At 61.0% G+C, this 20590-nt stretch carries 15 protein-coding genes; 10 read left to right on the top strand and 5 right to left on the bottom strand.

The annotated features are described in order from the left end of the window. Nucleotides 1-26: 26 nt before the first annotated feature. Nucleotides 27-1040, bottom strand: a complete 1014-nt coding sequence (galE, locus tag C2U30_RS13025; protein ID WP_103243886.1) for a UDP-glucose 4-epimerase GalE — start codon at nt 1038-1040, stop codon at nt 27-29. Between the two features lie 216 nt (nt 1041-1256). Here galE and C2U30_RS13020 point away from each other — a divergent pair, with 216 nt between their 5' ends. From C2U30_RS13020 to C2U30_RS12995, 6 genes are all read left to right on the top strand, one after another. Further along, on the top strand, nt 1257-2261 hold the full coding sequence (locus tag C2U30_RS13020; RefSeq protein WP_042882348.1) for a substrate-binding domain-containing protein: 1005 nt from the start codon (nt 1257-1259) through the stop codon (nt 2259-2261). A gap of 639 nt (nt 2262-2900) precedes the next feature. Continuing rightward, entirely contained in the window at nt 2901-5975 is a 3075-nt protein-coding gene (locus tag C2U30_RS13015) for a beta-galactosidase (RefSeq protein WP_103243885.1), read from the top strand. Between the two features lie 219 nt (nt 5976-6194). Then, a complete protein-coding gene (mglB, locus tag C2U30_RS13010) occupies nt 6195-7181 on the top strand; it encodes a galactose/glucose ABC transporter substrate-binding protein MglB (RefSeq protein ID WP_010676016.1) in 987 nt (328 codons plus the stop codon). A 53-nt stretch (nt 7182-7234) separates the two neighbouring features. Continuing rightward, nucleotides 7235-8755 (top strand): galactose/methyl galactoside ABC transporter ATP-binding protein MglA, encoded by a 1521-nt coding sequence (gene mglA / locus C2U30_RS13005; protein WP_010676015.1) that lies wholly within the window; start codon nt 7235-7237, stop codon nt 8753-8755. Nucleotides 8756-8770: 15 nt separating this feature from the next. Next, entirely contained in the window at nt 8771-9781 is a 1011-nt protein-coding gene (gene mglC, locus C2U30_RS13000; protein WP_010676014.1) for a galactose/methyl galactoside ABC transporter permease MglC, read from the top strand. A 57-nt stretch (nt 9782-9838) separates the two neighbouring features. Beyond that, the gene (locus C2U30_RS12995; RefSeq protein ID WP_103243884.1) at nt 9839-11572 is read left to right on the top strand and encodes a methyl-accepting chemotaxis protein; all 1734 of its coding nucleotides are present in this window, start codon (nt 9839-9841) and stop codon (nt 11570-11572) included. A gap of 751 nt (nt 11573-12323) precedes the next feature. Here the strand turns inward: C2U30_RS12995 and C2U30_RS12990 are convergent. Continuing rightward, nucleotides 12324-12500, bottom strand: coding sequence for a hypothetical protein (locus C2U30_RS12990; RefSeq protein WP_103243883.1), 177 nt, complete (start codon nt 12498-12500; stop codon nt 12324-12326). 746 nt (nt 12501-13246) lie between these two features. Here C2U30_RS12990 and arcA point away from each other — a divergent pair. From arcA to C2U30_RS12970, 4 genes are all read left to right on the top strand, one after another. After that, on the top strand, nt 13247-14467 hold the full coding sequence (arcA, locus tag C2U30_RS12985) for an arginine deiminase (RefSeq protein ID WP_010676011.1): 1221 nt from the start codon (nt 13247-13249) through the stop codon (nt 14465-14467). Nucleotides 14468-14529: 62 nt separating this feature from the next. Continuing rightward, the gene (arcC, locus tag C2U30_RS12980) at nt 14530-15456 is read left to right on the top strand and encodes a carbamate kinase (protein WP_039039634.1); all 927 of its coding nucleotides are present in this window, start codon (nt 14530-14532) and stop codon (nt 15454-15456) included. Between the two features lie 78 nt (nt 15457-15534). Then, nucleotides 15535-16539, top strand: coding sequence for an ornithine carbamoyltransferase (gene argF, locus C2U30_RS12975; RefSeq protein ID WP_041211943.1), 1005 nt, complete (start codon nt 15535-15537; stop codon nt 16537-16539). A gap of 121 nt (nt 16540-16660) precedes the next feature. Beyond that, nucleotides 16661-18067 carry a YfcC family protein gene (locus C2U30_RS12970; protein ID WP_103243882.1) on the top strand — a complete coding sequence of 469 codons (1407 nt, stop codon included), beginning with the start codon at nt 16661-16663 and terminating at the stop codon, nt 18065-18067. A 154-nt stretch (nt 18068-18221) separates the two neighbouring features. Here C2U30_RS12970 and C2U30_RS12965 read toward each other — a convergent pair whose 3' ends face one another. The 3 genes from C2U30_RS12965 to pyrB all read right to left on the bottom strand — a co-directional run bounded on the left by C2U30_RS12965 (nt 18222) and on the right by pyrB (nt 20333). Next, nucleotides 18222-18713 (bottom strand): arginine repressor, encoded by a 492-nt coding sequence (locus tag C2U30_RS12965; protein ID WP_039039633.1) that lies wholly within the window; start codon nt 18711-18713, stop codon nt 18222-18224. Nucleotides 18714-18931: 218 nt separating this feature from the next. Continuing rightward, nucleotides 18932-19396: an aspartate carbamoyltransferase regulatory subunit gene (gene pyrI, locus C2U30_RS12960; protein ID WP_103243881.1), complete on the bottom strand. Its 465-nt coding sequence runs from the start codon at nt 19394-19396 to the stop codon at nt 18932-18934. A 16-nt stretch (nt 19397-19412) separates the two neighbouring features. Beyond that, on the bottom strand, nt 19413-20333 hold the full coding sequence (pyrB, locus tag C2U30_RS12955; RefSeq protein WP_010676005.1) for an aspartate carbamoyltransferase: 921 nt from the start codon (nt 20331-20333) through the stop codon (nt 19413-19415). Nucleotides 20334-20590: the final 257 nt, after the last annotated feature.

Raw genomic sequence — 20590 nt, 5'->3', positions numbered from 1 at the left:
ATACATCCGAAGGCGCAGGACAGGGCCTACGCCTCGTAACCATTGGGGTTGGCGGACTGCCAGCGCCAGCTGTCGGCGCACATGGCGGCGAGATCCCGGCTGGCGTGCCAGTCCAGTTCCCGAGCGGCCTTGGCGGGATCGGCCCAGCACTCGGCGATGTCGCCGGGGCGCCGTGGCTCGATCCGGTAGGGAAGGGGCCGACCGCAGGCGGCCTCGAACGCCGCGACCATCTGCAACACGCTCTGGCCCTGGCCCGTGCCCAGGTTGTAGGCGTGGACACCGCCCCGTCCGGCGCAGTGTTCCAGAGCCTTGACGTGCCCTTCGGCGAGATCCATCACATGGATGTAGTCGCGCACCCCGGTGCCGTCGATGGTTGGGTAATCGTTACCAAAGACCGAGAGGCAGTCGCGCCGGCCGATGGCTACCTGGGTCAAAAACGGCATCAGATTGTTGGGGATGCCCTGGGGATCCTCCCCCAGAGTGCCGGACTCGTGGGCGCCGACGGGGTTGAAATAGCGCAGCAGGGTCATGCTCCAGTGGGGCTCGGCCCGCTGCAGCTCCTCGAGGATCTCCTCGATGATCAGCTTGGATCGGCCATAGGGGTTGGTGGCGCTGCGGGGAAAATCTTCCCGGATCGGGGTGCTGGCGGGATCGCCGTAGACGGTGGCCGACGAGCTGAACACCAGATTGCGTACCCCGGCCCGTTTCATCGCCTGCAGCAATACCAGGGTGCCGCTCAGGTTGTTCTCGTAGTAGTCCAGCGGGATGCGGGTCGACTCGCCGACCGCCTTGAGGGCGGCGAAGTGGATCACGGCGTCGATGTGCTGCTCGCTGAAGATGCGATCCAGCAGGGCCGGGTCACGGATATCCCCTTCGTAGAAGCGGGGCTCGCGCCCGCTGATGGCGGCGACACGGGTCAGGACGCCCGCCTTGCTGTTGCAGAGGTTGTCCACCACCACGGGCTCCATGCCTGCGGCCTGCAAGGCCAGACAGGTGTGGCTGCCGATGTAGCCGCAACCGCCGGTGACCAGTACTTTCATCCGTTGTTCCACCCTCAACTCCTCGCATCAGGAAAGCCTGAGCAGGAGTCTAGCCGAGGGGCTGACGGGCAAACTGTGAGCTGCTTAACAAATACGTGTAAACGATTACACTTGTTTTCATCGACCAATGTGGCAAGTTCTGATTTTTCCCCCTGTTATCAGTGACATTGAACGGTATAATGCGGCCAGTTGCAGCGTGAAATAAGTGAAAACAGCATGAGCACCATCAAGGATGTCGCCCGTTTGGCCAATGTGTCAGTGGCAACGGTTTCACGGGTGATGAACAACTCACCCAAGGCCAGTGCCGCCTCCCGCGAGGTGGTGCTGAAGGCCATGGCTGAGCTGGGCTATACCCCCAACGCCAACGCGCGGGCCCTGGTCAGCCAGACCTGTGACACCATGGGAGTGGTGGTGGGCGACGTGGCGGATCCTTTCTTCGGCGCCCTAGTCAAAGGGGTCGCGGCAGTGGCGGTGGAGCAGGGCTTGCACCTGTTGATGGGTAATGGTTTTCACCGCGCCCAGCAGGAGCGGGAGGCCATCGAGCTGCTCATCGGCAAACGCTGCGAGGCACTGGTGGTGCACAGCAAGGCGCTCAGCGACGAGGAGCTGGTCGACTACGCCCTGCGCGCCCCCGGCATGGTGCTGATCAACCGCGACATTCCGAGTCTGAGGGGGCGCTGCATCGCCCTCAACAACCGCCAGGGTGCGGCGACCGCCACCCGTCATCTGCTGGATCTCGGCCACCGCCATATCGCCTTCCTTAGTTCGGATCACGCCATCGAGGATGCGCTGTTGCGCCACCAGGGCTATCAGGATGCCCTGGCGGAGGCGGAGGTCTTCGCCGATCCCGAGCTGGTGGAGAGCGGCATGCCCAATGAAGAGGGGGGCGAGCGCGCCATGCTCAACCTGCTGGCCAAGGGGTTGCCCATCACGGCGGTGGTGGCCTACAACGACGCCATGGCGGCAGGGGCCATCTCCGTGCTGGCGGACAACGGCCTCAAGGTGCCGGAAGAGGTGTCGGTGGTGGGCTTCGATGACATCATCTACGCTAGATACCTGAGACCCAAGCTCTCCACCATGCGCTATCCCATCGAGCTGATGGCGGCCCAGGCGGCCAAGCTGGCGCTGCAACTCGCCGCAGGGGAGAGCGAATCGGTGCAGAGCCGCATCTATACCCCCACCCTGATCAACCGCCATTCGGTCGCTCCCGTCAGGTCCTGATCGCAGCGCTTGCGCCCCGTCGGCGCAAGCGCTGCACCTGGCGAACCCGTACTGCAGCATATAAAGCGCCCCCATAGCTCAGACGATAGATAGCTCAGACCATGGATAGCTGAAAGCATGGCTAGCGCAGACCATAAAGGACTGTCTGAGGAGTGAGAACCGTCCCCTCACGCTCCCTGCCTGCTGAACTCGCCAGCTCTTCCCGCTCGTCTGTCACGAGCCCCTCTCCCTCGGTCTGCCGAGCCTCACTTCTTGCCGGAACCTGCCAGACGCTCGCCATGGCTTTTCTCTGCGCCGGGCAGGGGCTCTCGTGGCCTCTGCACACTCCTTCGAGAGACCGGGCTGCGTGCCCGGAACCGGGTTGGGGCGAGGGGGCACGATGTCGGGTCTTTGCCATGGCTTGCTCCGCTGGCTCGGCCATTGCCTCCCGGTTTCACACTCCCGGGCATCTTTTGCCCTTAAGAAGGTCCGCTTTTTCCCCCATGGGGTCATTTACCCGGATTTATCCGATTTTTACTCCGTTTTACTTAACAAAATGAGTGTAATCGTTTACATCTGTGTGAGCGGGATCGCCGATCACCGGGCAAAACTCTCCTACACTGCAGTGGTTTTCAGCGTGAATGCAGGGAGAAGTGAAGCATGCTCAGGGAGATAGTGGCCCGTCAGGATTGGCAGACCCAGGGGATCACCGCCGTGAACCGGTTGCCAGCCCATACCCCCTTGTCCAGTTGGCGCAGTGAAGGGGAAGCCAGGATGGGGGGGTTGTCACCTTCCCGCCTGCTGCTGGACGGCGAGTGGCAGTTCTCCTGGTTCGAGGCCCCGGAGCGGGTGCCGGAGCAGTGGCTGGTAGAGGATCTGCCAGATGCCTGCCCCATCAAGGTGCCGGGCAACTGGCAACTGGCTGCGGCCTATCCGGGGGCGCGGCCCGTCACGGATGTGCCCATCTACACCAACATCAAGTACCCCTTTCCCTGCGACCCGCCCCGGGTGCCTGCCGAGAATCCCACCGGTTGCTACTCCCGCGAGTTCACCGTTGCTGCGAACTGGCTGGCCGAGGGGCAGACCCGGATCATCTTCGATGGAGTGGACAGCGCGTTTCACCTCTTCTGCAACGGCCGCTGGGTCGGCTACTCCCAGGACAGCCGGCTGCCGGCGGAATTCGATCTGACCCCCTTCCTTCAGGCCGGGGCCAACCGCCTCGCCGTACTGGTGCTGCGCTGGTCTGACGGCTCCTATCTGGAAGATCAGGACATGTGGCGCATGAGCGGCATCTTCCGCTCCGTCAGCCTGCTGCACAAACCGGCCCGTCATCTGATGGATATCCGGGTGACGCCCGAGCTCGACGCCTGCTACCGGGATGCCCGCCTCAAGGTTGAATTGCAGGCGGCCAACGGAGCCGGTCTGTCGGTGGAGGCCAACCTCTATGATGGCGACGAGGGGGTCGCGACCCTGCGCCAGCGGATCGGCACCCAGGCCATCGACGAGAAAGGGGTGTATGACGATCGCGCCGAGTTGTGGCTGACGGTAACGGCCCCACACAAGTGGAGCGCCGAGACCCCGCACCTCTATCGCCTCACCCTGACCCTGCTGGACGAGCAGGGAAGCGTCCTCGAGAGCGAGGCCCATGACGTGGGCTTTCGGGCGGTGGAGATCCGTGGCGGCCTGCTGCGGGTCAACGGCCAACCCCTGCTGATTCGTGGTGCCAATCGCCATGAACACCATCCCGCCACGGGTCATGTGGTGACCCCGGCCGACATGGAGCAGGATCTGCTGCTGATGAAGCGGCACAACTTCAACGCGGTGCGCTGCTCCCACTATCCCAATCACCCCGAGCTTTATCGCCTGTGCGACCGGCTCGGCCTCTATGTGGTGGACGAGGCGAACCTGGAGACCCACGGCATGACCCCCATGGGGCGGCTGGCGCGGGATCCCGCCTGGAGCAACGCCTTCCTGGAGCGGGTCACCCGCATGGTGGCCAGGGACTTCAACCACCCCTGTATCATCATCTGGTCCCTGGGGAACGAATCCGGTTATGGTCCGGCCCACGACGCCATGTATCGCTGGGTGAAGGGGGCGGATCCCAGCCGCCCGGTGCAGTACGAAGGGGGCGGGGCCGACACCCCGGCCACCGACATCATCTGCCCCATGTATGCCCGTACCCACCAAGATCAACCCTTCCCGGCGGTGCCCAAGTGGGCGCTGGCCAAGTGGATCGGCCTGCCGGAAGAGACCCGGCCGCTGATCCTGTGCGAATACGCCCACGCCATGGGCAACAGCCTGGGGGGCTATGCCCATTACTGGCAGGCATTTCGCGATCATCCGCGGCTGCAGGGTGGGTTTGTCTGGGATTGGGTCGATCAGGGGCTGGACAAGCAGACCGACGATGGCCGCCATTTCTGGGCCTATGGTGGCGACTTCGGGGACACTCCCAACGATCGCCAGTTCTGCTGCAACGGCCTGCTGTTCCCCGATCGCACCCCCCATCCCTCCCTGTTTGAAGCCCGGCGTGCCCAGCAGCCCTTCGTTCTTACCCTGCAGGGTCGCCAGCCGCTGACGGTGGAGATCCGCAGCGAATACCTGTTCCGCGAGACGGATAACGAGACTCTGCAGTGGCGTCTGTGTGAAGACGGCGTGGTGGTGAGCCAGGGTGAATGCCCGCTCGAGCTGGCTCCCCGGGGGAGCGTGACGCTGACCCTGCTGGAGCAACTGCCGGCCTTTGCGCCGGGGGCGCTCGCCTGGCTGGATCTCGCCATCGTGCAGCCCACCGCCACGGCCTGGGCCGGAGCGGGTCACGAGGTGGCTCGCCAGCAATGCTTGTTGCCCGCGCCCCTGGCGCTGCCGTCGGCCTGCCCGGCGGTCAGCCTGACCGAGCAGCGCGATCACTGGGTGCTTGGCGCCGCAGATTCCCTGTGGCAGCTCGACAAGGCCAGTGGTCGCATCGTCAGCTGGCAGAAGCAGGGCCGCGAGCGGCTGCGCGACGCCATCGCCGATCATTTCTATCGGGCGCCGCTCGACAACGATATCGGCACCAGCGAGGCGGATCATGCCGATCCCAACGCCTGGATTGCCCGCTGGCAGGAGGCCGGACTCAATGATCTGCAGCACCGCTGTCTCGGCCTGGAGGCGAGTCCGGAGCTGGGTCTTATCACGGCGCACCACGGCTACTTCGTGGGTGACGAGCCGAAGATCCTGACCCGCTGGCATCACAGGATGGACGGGGAGGGCGCCATGCACCTCGCCATCGAGGTGGAGGTGGCCGCCGACATGCCCTCCCTACCGCGCATCGGTGCCCGGCTCTGGCTGGCTGATGAACCGGCCGAAGGTGCCCCGGTGAGCTGGCTGGGGCTTGGCCCCCACGAGAATTACCCTGATCGCCGGCTCGCCGCCGATCTCGGTCGCTGGCAATTGCCCATCGAGGCGTTGCACACCCCTTATGTCTTCCCCACCGACAACGGACTGCGCTGCGATACCCGCGCACTGCAACTGGGGGATCTGGCGGTGGAGGGACGCTTCCACTTCAGCGTCAGCCGCTACAGTCAGCAGCAGCTGGCCGAAGCCCGTCACCAGACCGATCTGGTGGCTCTGGGGGGCACGCACCTGTGCCTCGATGGCTTCCACATGGGGGTAGGAGGCGACGACTCCTGGAGCCAGAGCGTGCGGCCCGAGTTCTGGCTGTTGCCGGGGCGTTATCACTGGCACTGCCGTCTGAGCTAGCCGGACCCGCCGTCGCGAGATGGCGAGACTCAAAGGCGGTTTCTCACGTAACTATTTAATTTTTAACAATATTACGGCTATGTAACAGAGTGTAAACGTTTTCATTTTGTTGCCAGGATCACAGACCGCCTCACAACAAACTGATTACATTAGGCTGGCGCCAGCTCAAACGGTGTACAGAATTCCCTACAAAAAACAGATAGAGATCGGAGCATAACAATGAAAAAACTCACGACAGTTGCCACCTTGCTGATGGGACTGATGGCGGGAGCCCAAGCCCAGGCCGATACCCGTATCGGGGTCACCGTCTACAAGTACGACGACAACTTCATGGCCGTGGTGCGCAAGGCCATCGAGAAAGAAGCGGCGGCCACCCCGGGTGTGGAACTGCTGATGAACGACTCCCAGAACGACCAGTCCAAGCAGAACGACCAGATCGATGTACTGCTGGCCAAGGGCGTGAAGGCCCTGGCCATCAACCTGGTTGACCCGGCGGCGGCCCCTGTCGTGATTGAGAAAGCCCGTGCGGACGAGATCCCCGTGGTCTTCTACAACAAGGAACCGAGCGCGGCCGACCTGGCCAGCTATGACAAGGCCTACTACGTGGGCACCGACTCCAAGGAGTCCGGCATCATCCAGGGCCAGCTGATCGCCAAGCACTGGAAAGCGCACCCCGAGTGGGATCTGAACAAGGATGGCGTCATCCAGTTCGTGCTGCTCAAGGGTGAGCCTGGCCACCCGGATGCGGAAGCACGCACCACCTACGTCGTCAAGACCCTGAACGATGGCGGCATCAAGACCGAGCAACTGCACATGGATACCGGTATGTGGGATACCGCCATGGCCAAGGACAAGATGGACGCCTGGATCTCCGGTCCGAACGCCAACAAGATCGAAGTGGTCATCGCCAACAACGACGGCATGGCGATGGGCGCCGTGGAATCCCTGAAGGCCCAGGGCAAGACCGCCATCCCGGTGTTCGGTGTTGATGCCCTGCCGGAAGCCCTGGCCATGGTCAAGAGCGGTGCCATGGCTGGTACCGTGCTGAACGATGCGGCCAACCAGGCCAAGGCCACCTTCGAGCTGACCAAGAACCTGGCCGAAGGCAAGCCGGCCGGTGAAGGCACCAACTGGAAGATCGACAACAAGGTCGTCCGCGTTGCCTACGTGGGCGTAGACAAAGACAACCTGTCCCAATTCGAGTAATTCCTCCCCTCAGGGCAAGGGAGATCCCCTTGCCCTCTTTTCAACCAGATGTGATGGCTGATATGACAACACGGCAACAATCAGAATGGCTGTTGGAGATGATTGACGTCAGTAAGAGCTTTCCTGGCGTCAAGGCACTCGATAATGTCAATTTACGGGTCCGTCCTCATTCTGTGCATGCGTTGATGGGCGAGAATGGCGCAGGGAAGTCCACGCTGCTCAAGTGCCTGTTCGGCATCTACGAGAAGGATCAGGGCAAGATCTTCTTCAAGGGACAGGAGATCAACTTCACCTCGTCCAAAGAGGCGCTGGAGAATGGCGTTTCCATGGTGCACCAGGAGCTGAACCTGGTACTGCAACGCACCGTGATGGACAACATGTGGCTCGGCCGCTATCCCACCAAGGGACTGTTTGTCGACCACGGCAAGATGTATCAGGACACCAAGCATATCTTCGAGGAGCTGGACATCGACATCGACCCCAGGGTCAAGGTCGGCACCCTGTCGGTTTCCCAGATGCAGATGATCGAGATTGCCAAGGCATTCTCCTATGACGCCAAGATCGTCATCATGGACGAACCCACCTCCTCCCTGACCGAGAAAGAGGTCAACCACCTCTTCAAGATCATCAACAAGCTCAAGGAGAAGGGGTGCGGCATCGTCTACATCTCCCACAAGATGGAAGAGATCTTCCAGCTCTGTGACGAGATCACCATATTGCGGGATGGCCAGTGGGTGGCGACCCAGCCCCTCAAGGGCATGACCATGGATCAGATCATCGGCATGATGGTCGGCCGCGAGCTCACCCAGCGCTTCCCGGAAAAAACCAACCAGCCCAAAGAGGTGATCCTCGAGGTCGAGCACCTGACGGCCAAGAACCAGCCTTCCATCAAGGACGTGACCTTCAACCTGCACAAGGGGGAGATCCTCGGCATCGCCGGTCTGGTGGGGGCCAAGCGCACCGACATCGTGGAGACCCTGTTCGGCATCCGCGATCGCAGCGAAGGGACCATCAAGCTGCACGGCAAAGAGGTGGCGAACCACAACGCCCACGAGGCGATCCAGAACGGCTTCGCCCTGGTGACCGAGGAGCGCCGCTCTACCGGGATCTATTCACGCCTCGACATCGCCTTCAACTCCCTGATCGCCAACATGGACAACTACAAGGGATCCATGGGGCTGCTCAGCGACAACAAGATGAAGAGCGATACCCAGTGGGTCATCGACTCCATGCGGGTCAAGACACCGACCCAGCAGACCCAGATCGGCTCCCTCTCCGGTGGCAACCAGCAGAAGGTGATCATCGGTCGCTGGCTGCTGACCCAGCCCGAGATCCTGATGCTGGATGAACCGACCCGGGGTATCGACGTCGGCGCCAAGTTCGAGATCTACCAGCTCATCCTGGAGCTGGCGAAGAAGGACAAGGGCATCGTCATCATCTCCTCCGAAATGCCGGAACTGCTCGGCATCACGGACCGCATCATGGTCATGAGCAATGGCCGGGTCGCGGGGATCGTCAACACCAAAGAAACTGACCAGAGCGAGATCCTGCGCCTGGCATCTCTGTACCTATAAAGACAGGAAGACATTATGGAGTCGGCTAAAAATTTCAATCTGATGCAGGCGCTCAAAGAGAACGGCATCTATGTGGTGTTGCTGGTGTTGCTCATGATCATCGTGATCAAGGAGCCCTCCTTCCTCAGCCTCACCAACCTCAGCAACATCCTGACCCAGTCCTCGGTACGGGTCATCATCGCCCTCGGGGTGGCGGGCATCATCATCACCCAGGGTACTGACCTGTCGGCCGGTCGCCAGGTCGGCCTGGCAGCGCTGATCGCGGCCACCATGCTGCAGGCCCTGACCAACGTCAACAAGGTCTTCCCCACCCTGGGGGAGGTGCCCATTCCGGCGGTGATCCTGCTGGTGTGCGTGGTGGGGGCCCTGATTGGTCTGGTCAACGGCCTGATTGTCGCCTACCTGAACGTGACGCCCTTCATCACCACCCTGGGCACCATGATCATCGTCTACGGCATCAACTCCCTCTATTTTGACTCCGTGGGGGCTTCCCCGGTAGCCGGGTTTGATCCTCGCTTCTCCAACTTTGCGCAGGGCTTCATCCGGATTGGCGGGTTCAAGCTCTCGTACCTGACCTTCTATGCGGCCATCGCCAGCGTCTTCGTCTGGGTGCTGTGGAACAAGACCCGCTTTGGCAAGAACATCTTCGCCATCGGTGGCAACCCGGAAGCGGCTAAGGTGTCCGGCGTCAACGTCGCCGTCAACCTGGTGGTCATCTATGCCCTGGCCGGTGTCTTCTACGCCTTCGGCGGCATGCTGGAAGCGGGGCGGATCGGCAGTGCCACCAACAACCTCGGCTTCATGTACGAGCTGGATGCCATCGCGGCCTGCGTGGTGGGGGGCGTTTCGTTTGCCGGCGGTGTGGGAACTGTCGCGGGTGTGATCACCGGCGTACTTATCTTCACGCTGATCAACTATGGTTTGACCTACATCGGTGTCAGCCCTTACTGGCAGTTCATCATCAAGGGCGGCATCATCATCCTGGCGGTAGCCCTGGACTCCATGAAGTACGCCAAGAAGAAATAAGCATTGGCAGGGAGGGCCGGGTCATCCCGGCCCTTTCTCTTTGGAGGGACCCATACCATGGCATTCAAAGTCAAAATCAACGTACTGTTGCTGCTCGCCATTCTGGTCACCATCGGTACCGCCTGGTTCAGCGTCAACCATTTCATCAGCGGCTACATCCGCACCCAGGCCACCCAGAACATCAACGAGCAGATCACCCTGGTCAGGGAGAAGCTGGCGGGTGACATCACCCAGAAGGTGCTGCTGGCCGCCAACCTGAACCTCGGGGTGACCAGCGTCAAGAAGGCGCTGCAGGAGACCGGCTTTCACAACATCGTCAAGCTCATTGGCGACATGGCATTCGACGCGAACGGGGTCATCGACGACAAGGCCAGGGTTGACGCCCTGCGCAAGCTGATCCCCGCCGCCAACAACCAGATCACCGTCAGCCCGCTGGAGCAGCTGGACGGCAAACCCGTCATCTCCATCCTGGTGCCGCGCGGTGCAGACTCCGCCTACCTCTACTACCTCGACATGAGCGAGTTCAAGACGCTGCTGACCAAGGTAAGCGGGGAAGGGCGTTACTTCTCCCTCACCGACAGTCAGGGACAGGTGCTCTACAGCAGCAAGCCCCAGGGAGAGAGCGAGAGCCGCCCCAACAAGCTGGATATTCGCGGCAGCGAGTGGACCCTGACCGGTTATGTGGATCTCGACTATATCCGGGCCATGACCCAGGCGCTCAACGGCAAGATCACCCTGGCCCTGCTCGGGGTGGCGGCGCTGGTACTGGCCCTCTCCATGGTGGCCCTCAACCTGGCCTATAGACCCATCCTCTCCTTGCGCGACCTGGTGCAGGAGCTCTCCCAGGGCAATGGGGATCTGACCCGCCGGCTCACGGTGACCAGCAAGGATGATCTCGGCCAGATCTCGGCGGGCATCAACCGTTTCATCGAGCAGTTGCAGGGCATGATGGGGGAGGTGAGACAAGCGAGCGGCCAGCTCAATGAAGGGATATCGGCATTGGCGAGGCAGACGGGGTCAGCCCAGGGCCTGCTGGCGGAGCATGTGCGGGAGACCGAACAGGTGGTCACCGCCATCAACGAGATGAGCCGTACTGCCGTCTCGGTATCGGAGAGCGCGGCCAATACTGCCCAGCTGACCGGCCAGAGCCAGCAACTGGCCAACCAGTCGCGTCAGGTGGTGGATCAGGCCATGGCCAGCGTCACTGCGCTGGTGACGGAGGTGGAGACCACGGCACACTCCATCGAAGCCATGCAGCAGGATGTGCAGCAGATAGGCTCGATTCTCGGGGTCATCGGTGGCATCGCAGAGCAGACCAACCTGCTGGCCCTCAACGCCGCCATCGAGGCGGCCCGGGCCGGGGAGCAGGGGCGGGGGTTTGCGGTGGTGGCGGACGAAGTGCGCTCTCTGGCGGGACGCACCCAGAAGAGCACTGCCGAGATCCAGACCATGCTGACCCGGCTGCAACGGGGCACCCAGACCGTGGTGGCCGCCATGGGCAACACCCGGCAGAGCTGCCAGGATGCGGCGGAAAACACCAGCAAGGTGAATGCGTCGCTGGATCTGATGGCGGGAGAAGTGGTGGAGATCAACGATCTCATCAGCCATATCGCCACGGCCGCGGAGGAGCAGAGTGCCGTCGCCGAGGAGATCAATCGCAACATGAGTGCCATCGCCGAGGTGATCACCCAGCTCAAGGGGAATGGCGAGCGCACCGTGGACAGCTCAAACGCCATGCAGCGCACCTATGACAGGCTGCGGGAGATAGTGGGACACTTCCGGCTGGAATAGCGCCGGCTGGGCGAGTCCCGGGTACCCTGGCCAGCAATATCGTGGCCGGGGTGACCCATCAGCGGGCAGACGTGAAAAATACCCAAAAAAGATGGGGGCGACTTGCGTCGCCCCCGATAGTCTTATCGCTCATATCCTTGAACGAAGTTGCTCCCTGCAATCCCTGACTATACCTCTTCCTTTAGGTTTCCCCTTCCCAATCCTTTGGGGTGTCCTTTAGCCATCATGGCCTGACGAGTCATCCGTTCCCGTCGCACTTTCTCCGTCCTGGGAGGTGTCCTTTACCACATCCTGTGGTGAGTCCATTTGCCCAACCCTGGCAGCCAGTCTTCCTGACCGACTTCATTGCATCCGTGCAGGAGTAACTATAAGGATTTCGCGCAGGGCGACAATGACATGCTGAAAAACGTTTTATTCAAACTGGTTTCCCGCGAAAGGATAATGAAGTTATCTTTTTTAAAATCATGATGTTAATGATCTATCATGCTGTTTTTTCACGCGCATCTTCCGACTATGGCGAGAATTTTGTTGGCACTTTACTTACGCAGTAGATGGCGAATATCTCACAAGGCGTTTAACTGCGGTTCAGAATCCGGGGAGGCCGGTCAGTGTCGATCGCAGATGAGGGTGGAGGAGGGCAACGGGCATGATGCAGGTGGCGTGGTCCGGATCCCATTCAGGAGATAAAGGAGGTAAAGGAGGGAAAGCTGAGATGACCCAAGAGGAGATCGCCTCCCCTTGGGCGAGAGGGTCAGGGATGCTGGCTGCCACCGTGCCATTGGCATAGGTAGGCGGGGACCAGCATCTGGGGTGCCTGGTCAACGTGACAGACCACCAGCGGCATGGCGGGGGCTCCCTGGGCATGCACCAAGGCCGGTGTCATGGGCAGGACCAGGGCGACGAACAGAAACAGCGACGGGATCTTCATGGTTATCTCCTTGGTGACGGGAACGAATGTGACAAGCATCACTTTTTGAGTTAAGGCGAACCCGAAATCGGCGCAAGGTGACTGAAAAAATTCAACTAATGAAAAAACTTTGAATCCCGGTTGCACTCCGGTCGGTGAAAAAGGCGCCATCAGGATGCGTGCAAAATGCATATCCATATAAAAGAGATAGTGCACACGACTTGGCGATGAGGCTAGCCATCTGGCCCGGGCGGGCCGCCATGATCTGGGACAAGAGATGGATTATTCAACGATAAAGGAGCAGGTGATTATTTATGTGAGAGCAAACGGGATGACAAGCGAGGATAAATTCAAAGGTGGGTGAAGTTTATTCAAAAAATGAGCGTTTTGATTTTAATATAATGATTTATTTGATGTTTTTTATTGGTGGCTATCCATTTTTGGATATCATGGGTGAATGGAATTGCGTTCTTTGTGGAATATATTGGGGCTTTATTGCGTATTTATGCCGGATGGAGGGTGAGGGAAATGTCAGATATGTAAACTCCATCATAAATTAACTTCTGAATTTATGCAGTCTCGGGTGAATGTGATCAATGTCCAAGTTTGGTGGAGTTGCCAGACCTAATCTCTGCGTCGAAAGGCAAGGGCAGGATAGAACACAAGCCGAGTACCCTACATAAAGAATATCCCGCCTTAGCCACGAGCCTGAATAGAAGGAATCTATTCAATCACTCGCAGGGACCACTGCTAGACGGAATATCATCATGAGCAAATTTTATGTAGGTTCTGAAGTTGGCCAGTTGCGCCGTGTCATGTTGCACCGCCCCAACCTCAGTCTGAAGCGTCTGACCCCTTCCAACTGCCAGGATCTGCTGTTTGACGACGTCCTGTCCGTGGAACGTGCCGGTCAGGAGCACGACAAATTCGCTCAGGTACTGCGCGATCAGAATGTCGAAGTCTTCCTCCTGACCAATCTGCTGGCGGAAACCCTGGACGTGCCGGAAGCCAAAGCCTGGCTGCTGCAACACCAGGTCTCCGACTATCGCCTCGGCACTGCCTTGGCCAACGACGTGCGCTGCTTCCTGGCGGACATGCCTCACCGCGAGCTGGCCCGCATCCTCTCCGGCGGCCTCACCTACTCCGAGATGCCCTACAGCGGCGTCAACATGGTGGTCGGCATGCATGCCCCGACCGATTTCATCATCGAACCGCTGCCCAACCACCTCTTTACCCGCGACACCTCCTGCTGGGTCTATGGCGGCGTCTCCATCAACCCCATGGCCAAGGCCGCCCGTCGTCGCGAGACCAACCACGTGAAGGCCATCTACCGCTGGCACCCGCAGTTTGCCGGTCAGGAGTTCATCAAGTACTTCGGTGACGAGGAGCGCGACTACGACAACTCCACCATCGAAGGGGGCGACGTCCTGGTCATCGGCCGAGGCGCCGTGCTCATCGGCATGTCCGAGCGCACCACGCCGCAAGGGGTGGAGCATCTGGCCCGCAGCCTGTTCAAGCACGGTCAGGCCAAGCAGGTCATCGCCATGGAGCTGCCGAAACACCGTAGCTGCATGCACCTCGACACCGTCATGACCCACATGGATGTCGACACCTTCTCCGTCTATCCGGAAGTCATCCGCAAGGATGTGAACTGCTGGAGCCTGACCCCGGGCGGTGCCACCGGGATGAACATCAAGGAAGAGGGTTACTTCGTCACCGCCATCGAGAAGGCGCTGGGGGTGGATCAGCTCAGGCTCATCACCACTGGCGGCGACAGCTTCGAGGCCGAGCGGGAGCAGTGGAACGACGCCAACAACGTGCTGACCGTGCGCCCCGGCGTGGTGGTGGGTTACGAGCGCAACACCTACACCAACGAGAAGTACGACAAGGCCGGCATCACTGTGCTGCCCATCCCGGGTGAAGAGCTGGGACGTGGCCGCGGCGGCGCCCGCTGCATGAGCTGCCCGATGGAACGTGACGGCATCTGACAAGACGGCGTGGCGCCGGCAGAGGCTGGCGCCACACAAACCAGAATTCGAGAGTAACACCCATGAAAAAACCAACTGTCGTCGTCGCCCTGGGGGGCAATGCCCTGCTCCGCCGCGGTGAACCTCTGGAAGCCGACATCCAGCGCAAGAACATCGCCACCGCCGCCAAGACCATCGCCCGCATCGCCGAGGATTACAACGTGGTGCTGGTGCACGGCAACGGCCCGCAAGTCGGCCTGCTGGCCCTGCAGAACAGCGCCTACACCAAGGTCTCCCCCTATCCCCTGGATGTGCTGGGTGCCGAGTCCCAGGGCATGATCGGCTACATGCTGATCCAGGAATTGAAGAACCTGATGCCGAGCCGCAACGTCACCGCGCTGCTGACCCAGGTGCAGGTTGACCCGCAAGATCCGGCGTTTGCCAACCCGACCAAGTTCATCGGCCCCGTCTACGAAGAGGCGGAAGCCCGCACCCTGGCTGCCGAGAAGCACTGGGTGGTCAAGGCCGACGGCAAGTTCTTCCGCCGCGTGGTGCCGTCCCCGCTGCCCCAGCGCATCGTCGAAGGCGACGCCATCGAAACCCTGATCGCCCAGGGTCACCTCATCATCTGTACCGGTGGTGGTGGTATCCCGGTGACCTGGGATGGCCAGAGCCTGACCGGCATCGAGGCCGTCATCGACAAGGACATGTCTGCCGCCTACCTGGCCAAGCAGATCAAGGCCGACGCCCTGCTGATCCTGACCGATGCCGATGCCGTCTATCTGGACTGGGGCAAGCCGACCCAGCGTCCGCTGCGGGTCACCAGCCCGGACGAGCTGGCCGGGGTCAAGTTCGACGCCGGCTCCATGGGGCCGAAAGTCGAAGCCTCCTGCGAATTCGTCAAGGCGACCGGCGGCATGGTCGGCATCGGTTCCCTGGAAGATGGCCTCGCCATCCTCAAGGGGGAAGCCGGCACCAACATCGTCGCCACCAATACCGTCAATGCCTGAGCCAAGGCTCTGGTCTGAACAACTGCGTAGTCAATAACACTGCCAAATTGGTCTGAACAAATATAGAGAGAACTCATCATGGCTTTTAATCTGCGTAACCGTAACTTCCTGAAACTGCTGGACTTCACCCCGCGCGAAATCCAATACATGATTGACTTGGCCATCGACCTGAAGAAAGCCAAATACGGTGGCTATGAGCGCAAACACCTGACCGGCAAAAACATTGCCCTGATCTTCGAGAAGACTTCCACCCGCACCCGCTGTGCGTTCGAAGTGGCGGCCTTCGACCAGGGCGCCCAGGTCTCCTACCTCGGCCCGAGCGGTTCCCAAATCGGTCACAAGGAGTCCATGAAGGACACCGCCCGGGTGCTGGGCCGCATGTATGACGGCATCGAATACCGCGGCTACGGCCAGGAGATCGTGGAAGAGCTGGGGGCCCACGCCGGTGTGCCGGTCTGGAACGGCCTGACCAACGAATTCCACCCGACCCAGATCCTGGCGGACTTCATGACCATGCTGGAGCACGGCAAGGGCAAACGCCTGGATCAGATCAAGTTCGCCTACCTGGGTGACGCCCGCAACAACATGGGCAACTCCCTGATGGTGGGTGCCGCCAAGATGGGCATGGACATCCGTCTGGTGGCGCCGAAAGCCTTCTGGCCGGAAGAGGAGCTGGTTGCCACCTGCCGCCTCATCGCCGAAGAGACCGGTGCGCGCATCCACCTGACCGAAGACGTGAAAGAGGGTGTGCTGGGTGCCGACTTCCTCTACACCGACGTCTGGGTCTCCATGGGTGAAGCGAAGGAAGCCTGGGATCAACGGGTCAAACTGATGACCCCGTATCAGGTCAACATGGATGTCATCAACGCCACCAAGAACCCGGATGTGAAGTTCATGCACTGCCTGCCGGCGTTCCACAACGACGAGACCACCATGGGCAAGGAAGTGGCCGACAAATATGGCATGAAGGGCCTGGAAGTGACCGAGGACGTGTTCGAATCCGAGCACAGCATCGTGTTCGACGAGGCGGAAAACCGGATGCACACCATCAAGGCAGTGATGGTGGCTACGCTGGGCGACTGACGTCGTCAGTGGTGCCGGGGGGTGACCCCCGGCTTTTCAACCATGTGACAGCGGCATAATACCTCCAACCCTACGACCCGCAGCCTGCATGGATACCACACCCACAGAAGGAAGCTGGACCATGACCAAATTCAAGTTCCCGTCAGCCTACACGATACTGTTTGTGCTGATCGCCCTGGTGGCCGCCCTGAGCTGGATAGTGCCGGCCGGCAAATACGAGATGACCATGAACGAGGCCCTCGGCAAGGAAGTGCCGGTGGCCGGTACCTACAAACTGGTGGATGCCAATCCCCAGGGGATCGTCGACGTGCTGCTGGCACCTATCGACGGTCTCTACAACCATGACACCTATGAGGCTGGCGCCATCGACGTCTCCCTCTTCATCCTGATCATCGGTGGCTTCCTTGGCATCGTGACTAAGACAGGTGCCATCGATGCCGGCATCGACCGCGTAACCGATCGCCTGCGTGGCCGTGAAGAGTGGATGATCCCCATCCTGATGGCGCTGTTCGCCGCAGGGGGCACCATCTACGGCATGGCGGAAGAGTCTCTGCCGTTCTACACCCTGCTGGTGCCGGTGATGATGGCGGCCCGCTTCGACCCCGTGGTCGCCGCCGCGACCGTGCTGCTGGGGGCCGGTATCGGTACCCTGGGCTCCACCATCAACCCGTTCGCCACCGTGATCGCCGCCAACGCGGCCGGCATCTCCTTCACCGACGGCATCTGGCTGCGGGTTGCCATGCTGGTGGCCGGCTGGCTGATCTGCGTGGCCTATGTGATGCGTTACGCCAAGATGGTGCGAAGCGATCCCAGCAAGTCCCTGGTGGCCGACAAGTGGGAAGAGAACCGTGCCCACTTCCTTGGCAACAAGAGCGACCAGATGCTGGAGTTCACCACCACCCGCAAGATCGTGCTGGGCATCTTCGTCGCCGCCTTCGCCGTGATGATCTACGGGGTGGCCGTGCTGGGTTGGTGGATGGCGCAGATCTCCGGCGTGTTCCTGGCTGCCGCCATCATCGTCGGCGTCATCTCCCGCATGAGCGAGGAGGAGCTGACCTCCAACTTCATCGACGGTGCCCGCGATCTGCTCGGCGTGGCCCTCATCATCGGTATCGCCCGCGGTATCGTGGTGGTGATGGACAACGGCATGATCACCCACACCATTTTGCACAGTGCAGAGGGGATCGTGACCGGCCTCTCCACCATCGTCTTCATCAACGTGATGTTCGTGCTGGAAGTGGTGCTCTCCTTCCTGGTGCCCTCTTCCTCCGGTCTGGCGGTGCTGACCATGCCGATCATGGCGCCGCTCGCCGACTTCGCCAACGTGGGCCGCGAGCTGGTGGTCACCGCCTACCAGTCCGCCTCCGGCCTGGTGAACCTGGTGACCCCGACCTCCGCCGTGGTCATGGGGGGGCTGGCCATTGCCAAGGTGCCCTATGTGCGCTGGCTGAAGTGGGTGGCCCCGCTGCTCGGCATGCTGACCGTGCTGATCGTGCTCTGCCTGAGCCTGGGTGCCGTGCTGGCATGAATGCCGACAGACATTGGGACAACAACGGGAGCCTGGGGCTCCCGTTTTTGATGGCTGGCAAGGCGGGGCGCCCGGGCTCTCCCGTGGTCTGACTCCTTGCCGCGCGGGCAACAAAAAGGCGACCCCGGGGTCGCCTTCTGGCATCCAGCAGGGGTCAGCGGGCGTTTTCCAGGGTGCGCACCACGGCAGCGTGAGCCTGGCGGGTTCGGCTGATGTGGCGCGGGGCGATCAGTACCACGTCGTTGCCGGCCACGGCCCCCAGGATCTCGGGATTGGCGTTGCGATCCAGCAGGCGAGCCACCACGGTAGCGGCCCCCGGGGTGGTATGCACCAGTACCATCTGCTGGTTGTGGACCACGGCGCGCACCATGTCGTGGATGGAGCGGGTGCTGCCGGCGGGCTCCAGCTGCTCGTCCACCAGGGTGTAGACCTTCTTGCCGTTGGCGTTCTGGGCCTTGGCGACCCCGAGACGGCGCAGCAGGCGGGAGATGGTGGACTGGCTGATGTCGGCAAAACCGCGGGCGGAGAGCTCGCGGCGGATCTCCTCCTGGGTGCTGTAGCAGTGCTGGCCGATGATCTGGCGGCAGGCGTCGAGCTGGGCCAGGTCGGACTCTGGTTCTGCTGGGCGGCTGAGGGTGTTGACCATGGCGACTTCCTTTGGCGATGAGCGATGGCGGTCTCGCCCAGTCTGTCGTTCCGGCTTTTCATAGCGAAAAACACTAATGAGGAGCACTCAAGCAGGGGATGAGCGAGGTATATCCATTACGGGATGGCAAATTATAACCAAAGGGGGAATAAGTGATGTGACAGGGTTCAAAAATGGGCCCGATGGGGCCCACATGGATATCATTTGTCGGCAGGAAATCAGTAGCGTTCGCTGACGATGTCCTGGGTGAAGGACTTCTCGCAGTATTTGCACTTCATCCGCACCGCCCCTTTCACCTCGCGCACCCGGAAGTAGCTCTCCACCGGTTCGTTGTGGGAGATGCAGTTGGAGTTGGGGCAGTGGAACACCCCTTCGATGAACTCCGGCAGCGCCAGCTGGTGCTTCTTCACCACCACGAAGTCTTCGATGATGTTGACGGTCGCCTTGGGGGCGAACAGGGCGAGCTGGTTGGCCTGCTGCTCGGTCAGACGGGTGTTCTCGATCTTGATGAGATCCTTCTTGCCGAGGGCGCCGGATTTGAGGTTGAAGCCGACGGTGATCCGCTCCTGGGTCTCGATCAGCTGGAACAGCTTGAGGATCTTGATGCCCTGGCCGGCGGGGACGTGGTCGATGACGGAGCCGTGGCGGATGGCTTCGACTTGCAGTTGGTTCTTCTCGGGCATGATGTTCCCCTTTCCCTTAGACGGTTTCGTTCAGTACCAGTGCCAGCAGTGCCTGGCGGGCATAGACCCCGTTCTCCGCCTGCTGGAAGTAGTAGGCGTGGGGGGTCTTGTCGACGGCGACCTCGATCTCGTCAACCCGGGGCAGGGGATGGAGGATCTTCATGGTGGGCTTGGCCCCTTCCAGGGTCGCCAGCTCCAGCACGAACTTGGCGGCCATGTGCTTGTACTCGGTCTCGTCGAAGCGCTCCTTCTGGACGCGGGTCATGTAGAGGATGTCGAGCTCCGGCATCACCTCTTCCATGGTCTCGTGCACGCTGAAGCGGATGCCCTTCTCTTCCAGCTCCTCGCAGAGGTAGTCCGGCATGGCCAGCGCCTCAGGGGAGATGAAGAAGAAGCGGCAGTTGAACAGGCTCAGGGCCTGGGCCAGGGAGTGGACGGTGCGACCGTACTTCAGGTCACCGACGAAGGCGACGTTGAGGCCGTCCAGCTTGCCTTGGGTCTCGTGGATGGAGAAGAGGTCGAGCAGGGTCTGGGTGGGATGCTGGTTGGAGCCGTCACCGCCGTTGATGACCGGCACCCGGGAGAACTCGGAGGCCAGACGGGCTGCCCCTTCCTTCGGGTGGCGCATCACCACCGCATCGGTGTAGGAGCTGATGATCTTGATGGAGTCGGCCAGAGTCTCGCCCTTCTTGGCGCTGGTGTTGCCGCCGTCGGCGAAGCCGATGATGTTGCCGCCCAGGCGCTGGACCGCGGTCTCGAAGGAGAGACGGGTGCGGGTGGAGGCTTCGAAGAAGCAACTGGCGACCAGCTTGTCTTTCAGCAGGCGGCTGTCGGGTTCGGCCTTCAACCGCTGTGCGGTGGCGACCACCAGTTCCATGTCGGACCGGGTCAGATCCGAGATGGAGATGACGTGTTTGTTATAGAGTGGATTGGTCATCGTCTGCATTCCCTTTGGCATCAATGAAGGTTTTTCCGGCACAAAAAAAAGCCCCTGAAACAGGGGCTCTTTTCAAAAAAAACGGGGGATCTGTGGGACGGGAACCGGAAACAACGGGGCCGCTCTGGTGCGCTCCACCCGTCTGCAAGGCTGCTTTTTTCATCAAAAACGGCATTGTCCTGTCCCGACCTTTTTCAAAACCGCACCGATTATAGGGCTGGTTTTTGAATTGTCAAAAATTTATTTCAGAGGCAGGA

Source organism: Aeromonas sp. ASNIH5, from assembly GCF_002902865.1.
Classification (GTDB): domain Bacteria; phylum Pseudomonadota; class Gammaproteobacteria; order Enterobacterales; family Aeromonadaceae; genus Aeromonas; species Aeromonas caviae.
Note: the sequence above shows the minus strand (reverse complement) of the source record. Positions and strands in the feature narration are given on the sequence as shown.

What these genes read in the sequence shown, in the direction of transcription:
- C2U30_RS12970 (WP_103243882.1), top strand. Translation starts at nt 16,661, where the DNA reads ATGACCAAATTCAAGTTCCCGTCAGCCTACACGATACTGTTTGTGCTG.
- C2U30_RS12965 (WP_039039633.1), bottom strand. Translation starts at nt 18,713, where the DNA reads ATGGTCAACACCCTCAGCCGCCCAGCAGAACCAGAGTCCGACCTGGCC.
- C2U30_RS12995 (WP_103243884.1), top strand. Translation starts at nt 9,839, where the DNA reads ATGGCATTCAAAGTCAAAATCAACGTACTGTTGCTGCTCGCCATTCTG.
- C2U30_RS13020 (WP_042882348.1), top strand. Translation starts at nt 1,257, where the DNA reads ATGAGCACCATCAAGGATGTCGCCCGTTTGGCCAATGTGTCAGTGGCA.
- C2U30_RS12990 (WP_103243883.1), bottom strand. Translation starts at nt 12,500, where the DNA reads ATGAAGATCCCGTCGCTGTTTCTGTTCGTCGCCCTGGTCCTGCCCATG.
- pyrB (WP_010676005.1), bottom strand. Translation starts at nt 20,333, where the DNA reads ATGACCAATCCACTCTATAACAAACACGTCATCTCCATCTCGGATCTG.
- mglB (WP_010676016.1), top strand. Translation starts at nt 6,195, where the DNA reads ATGAAAAAACTCACGACAGTTGCCACCTTGCTGATGGGACTGATGGCG.
- C2U30_RS13015 (WP_103243885.1), top strand. Translation starts at nt 2,901, where the DNA reads ATGCTCAGGGAGATAGTGGCCCGTCAGGATTGGCAGACCCAGGGGATC.
- pyrI (WP_103243881.1), bottom strand. Translation starts at nt 19,396, where the DNA reads ATGCCCGAGAAGAACCAACTGCAAGTCGAAGCCATCCGCCACGGCTCC.
- mglA (WP_010676015.1), top strand. Translation starts at nt 7,235, where the DNA reads ATGGCTGATATGACAACACGGCAACAATCAGAATGGCTGTTGGAGATG.
- arcA (WP_010676011.1), top strand. Translation starts at nt 13,247, where the DNA reads ATGAGCAAATTTTATGTAGGTTCTGAAGTTGGCCAGTTGCGCCGTGTC.
- arcC (WP_039039634.1), top strand. Translation starts at nt 14,530, where the DNA reads ATGAAAAAACCAACTGTCGTCGTCGCCCTGGGGGGCAATGCCCTGCTC.
- galE (WP_103243886.1), bottom strand. Translation starts at nt 1,040, where the DNA reads ATGAAAGTACTGGTCACCGGCGGTTGCGGCTACATCGGCAGCCACACC.
- mglC (WP_010676014.1), top strand. Translation starts at nt 8,771, where the DNA reads ATGGAGTCGGCTAAAAATTTCAATCTGATGCAGGCGCTCAAAGAGAAC.
- argF (WP_041211943.1), top strand. Translation starts at nt 15,535, where the DNA reads ATGGCTTTTAATCTGCGTAACCGTAACTTCCTGAAACTGCTGGACTTC.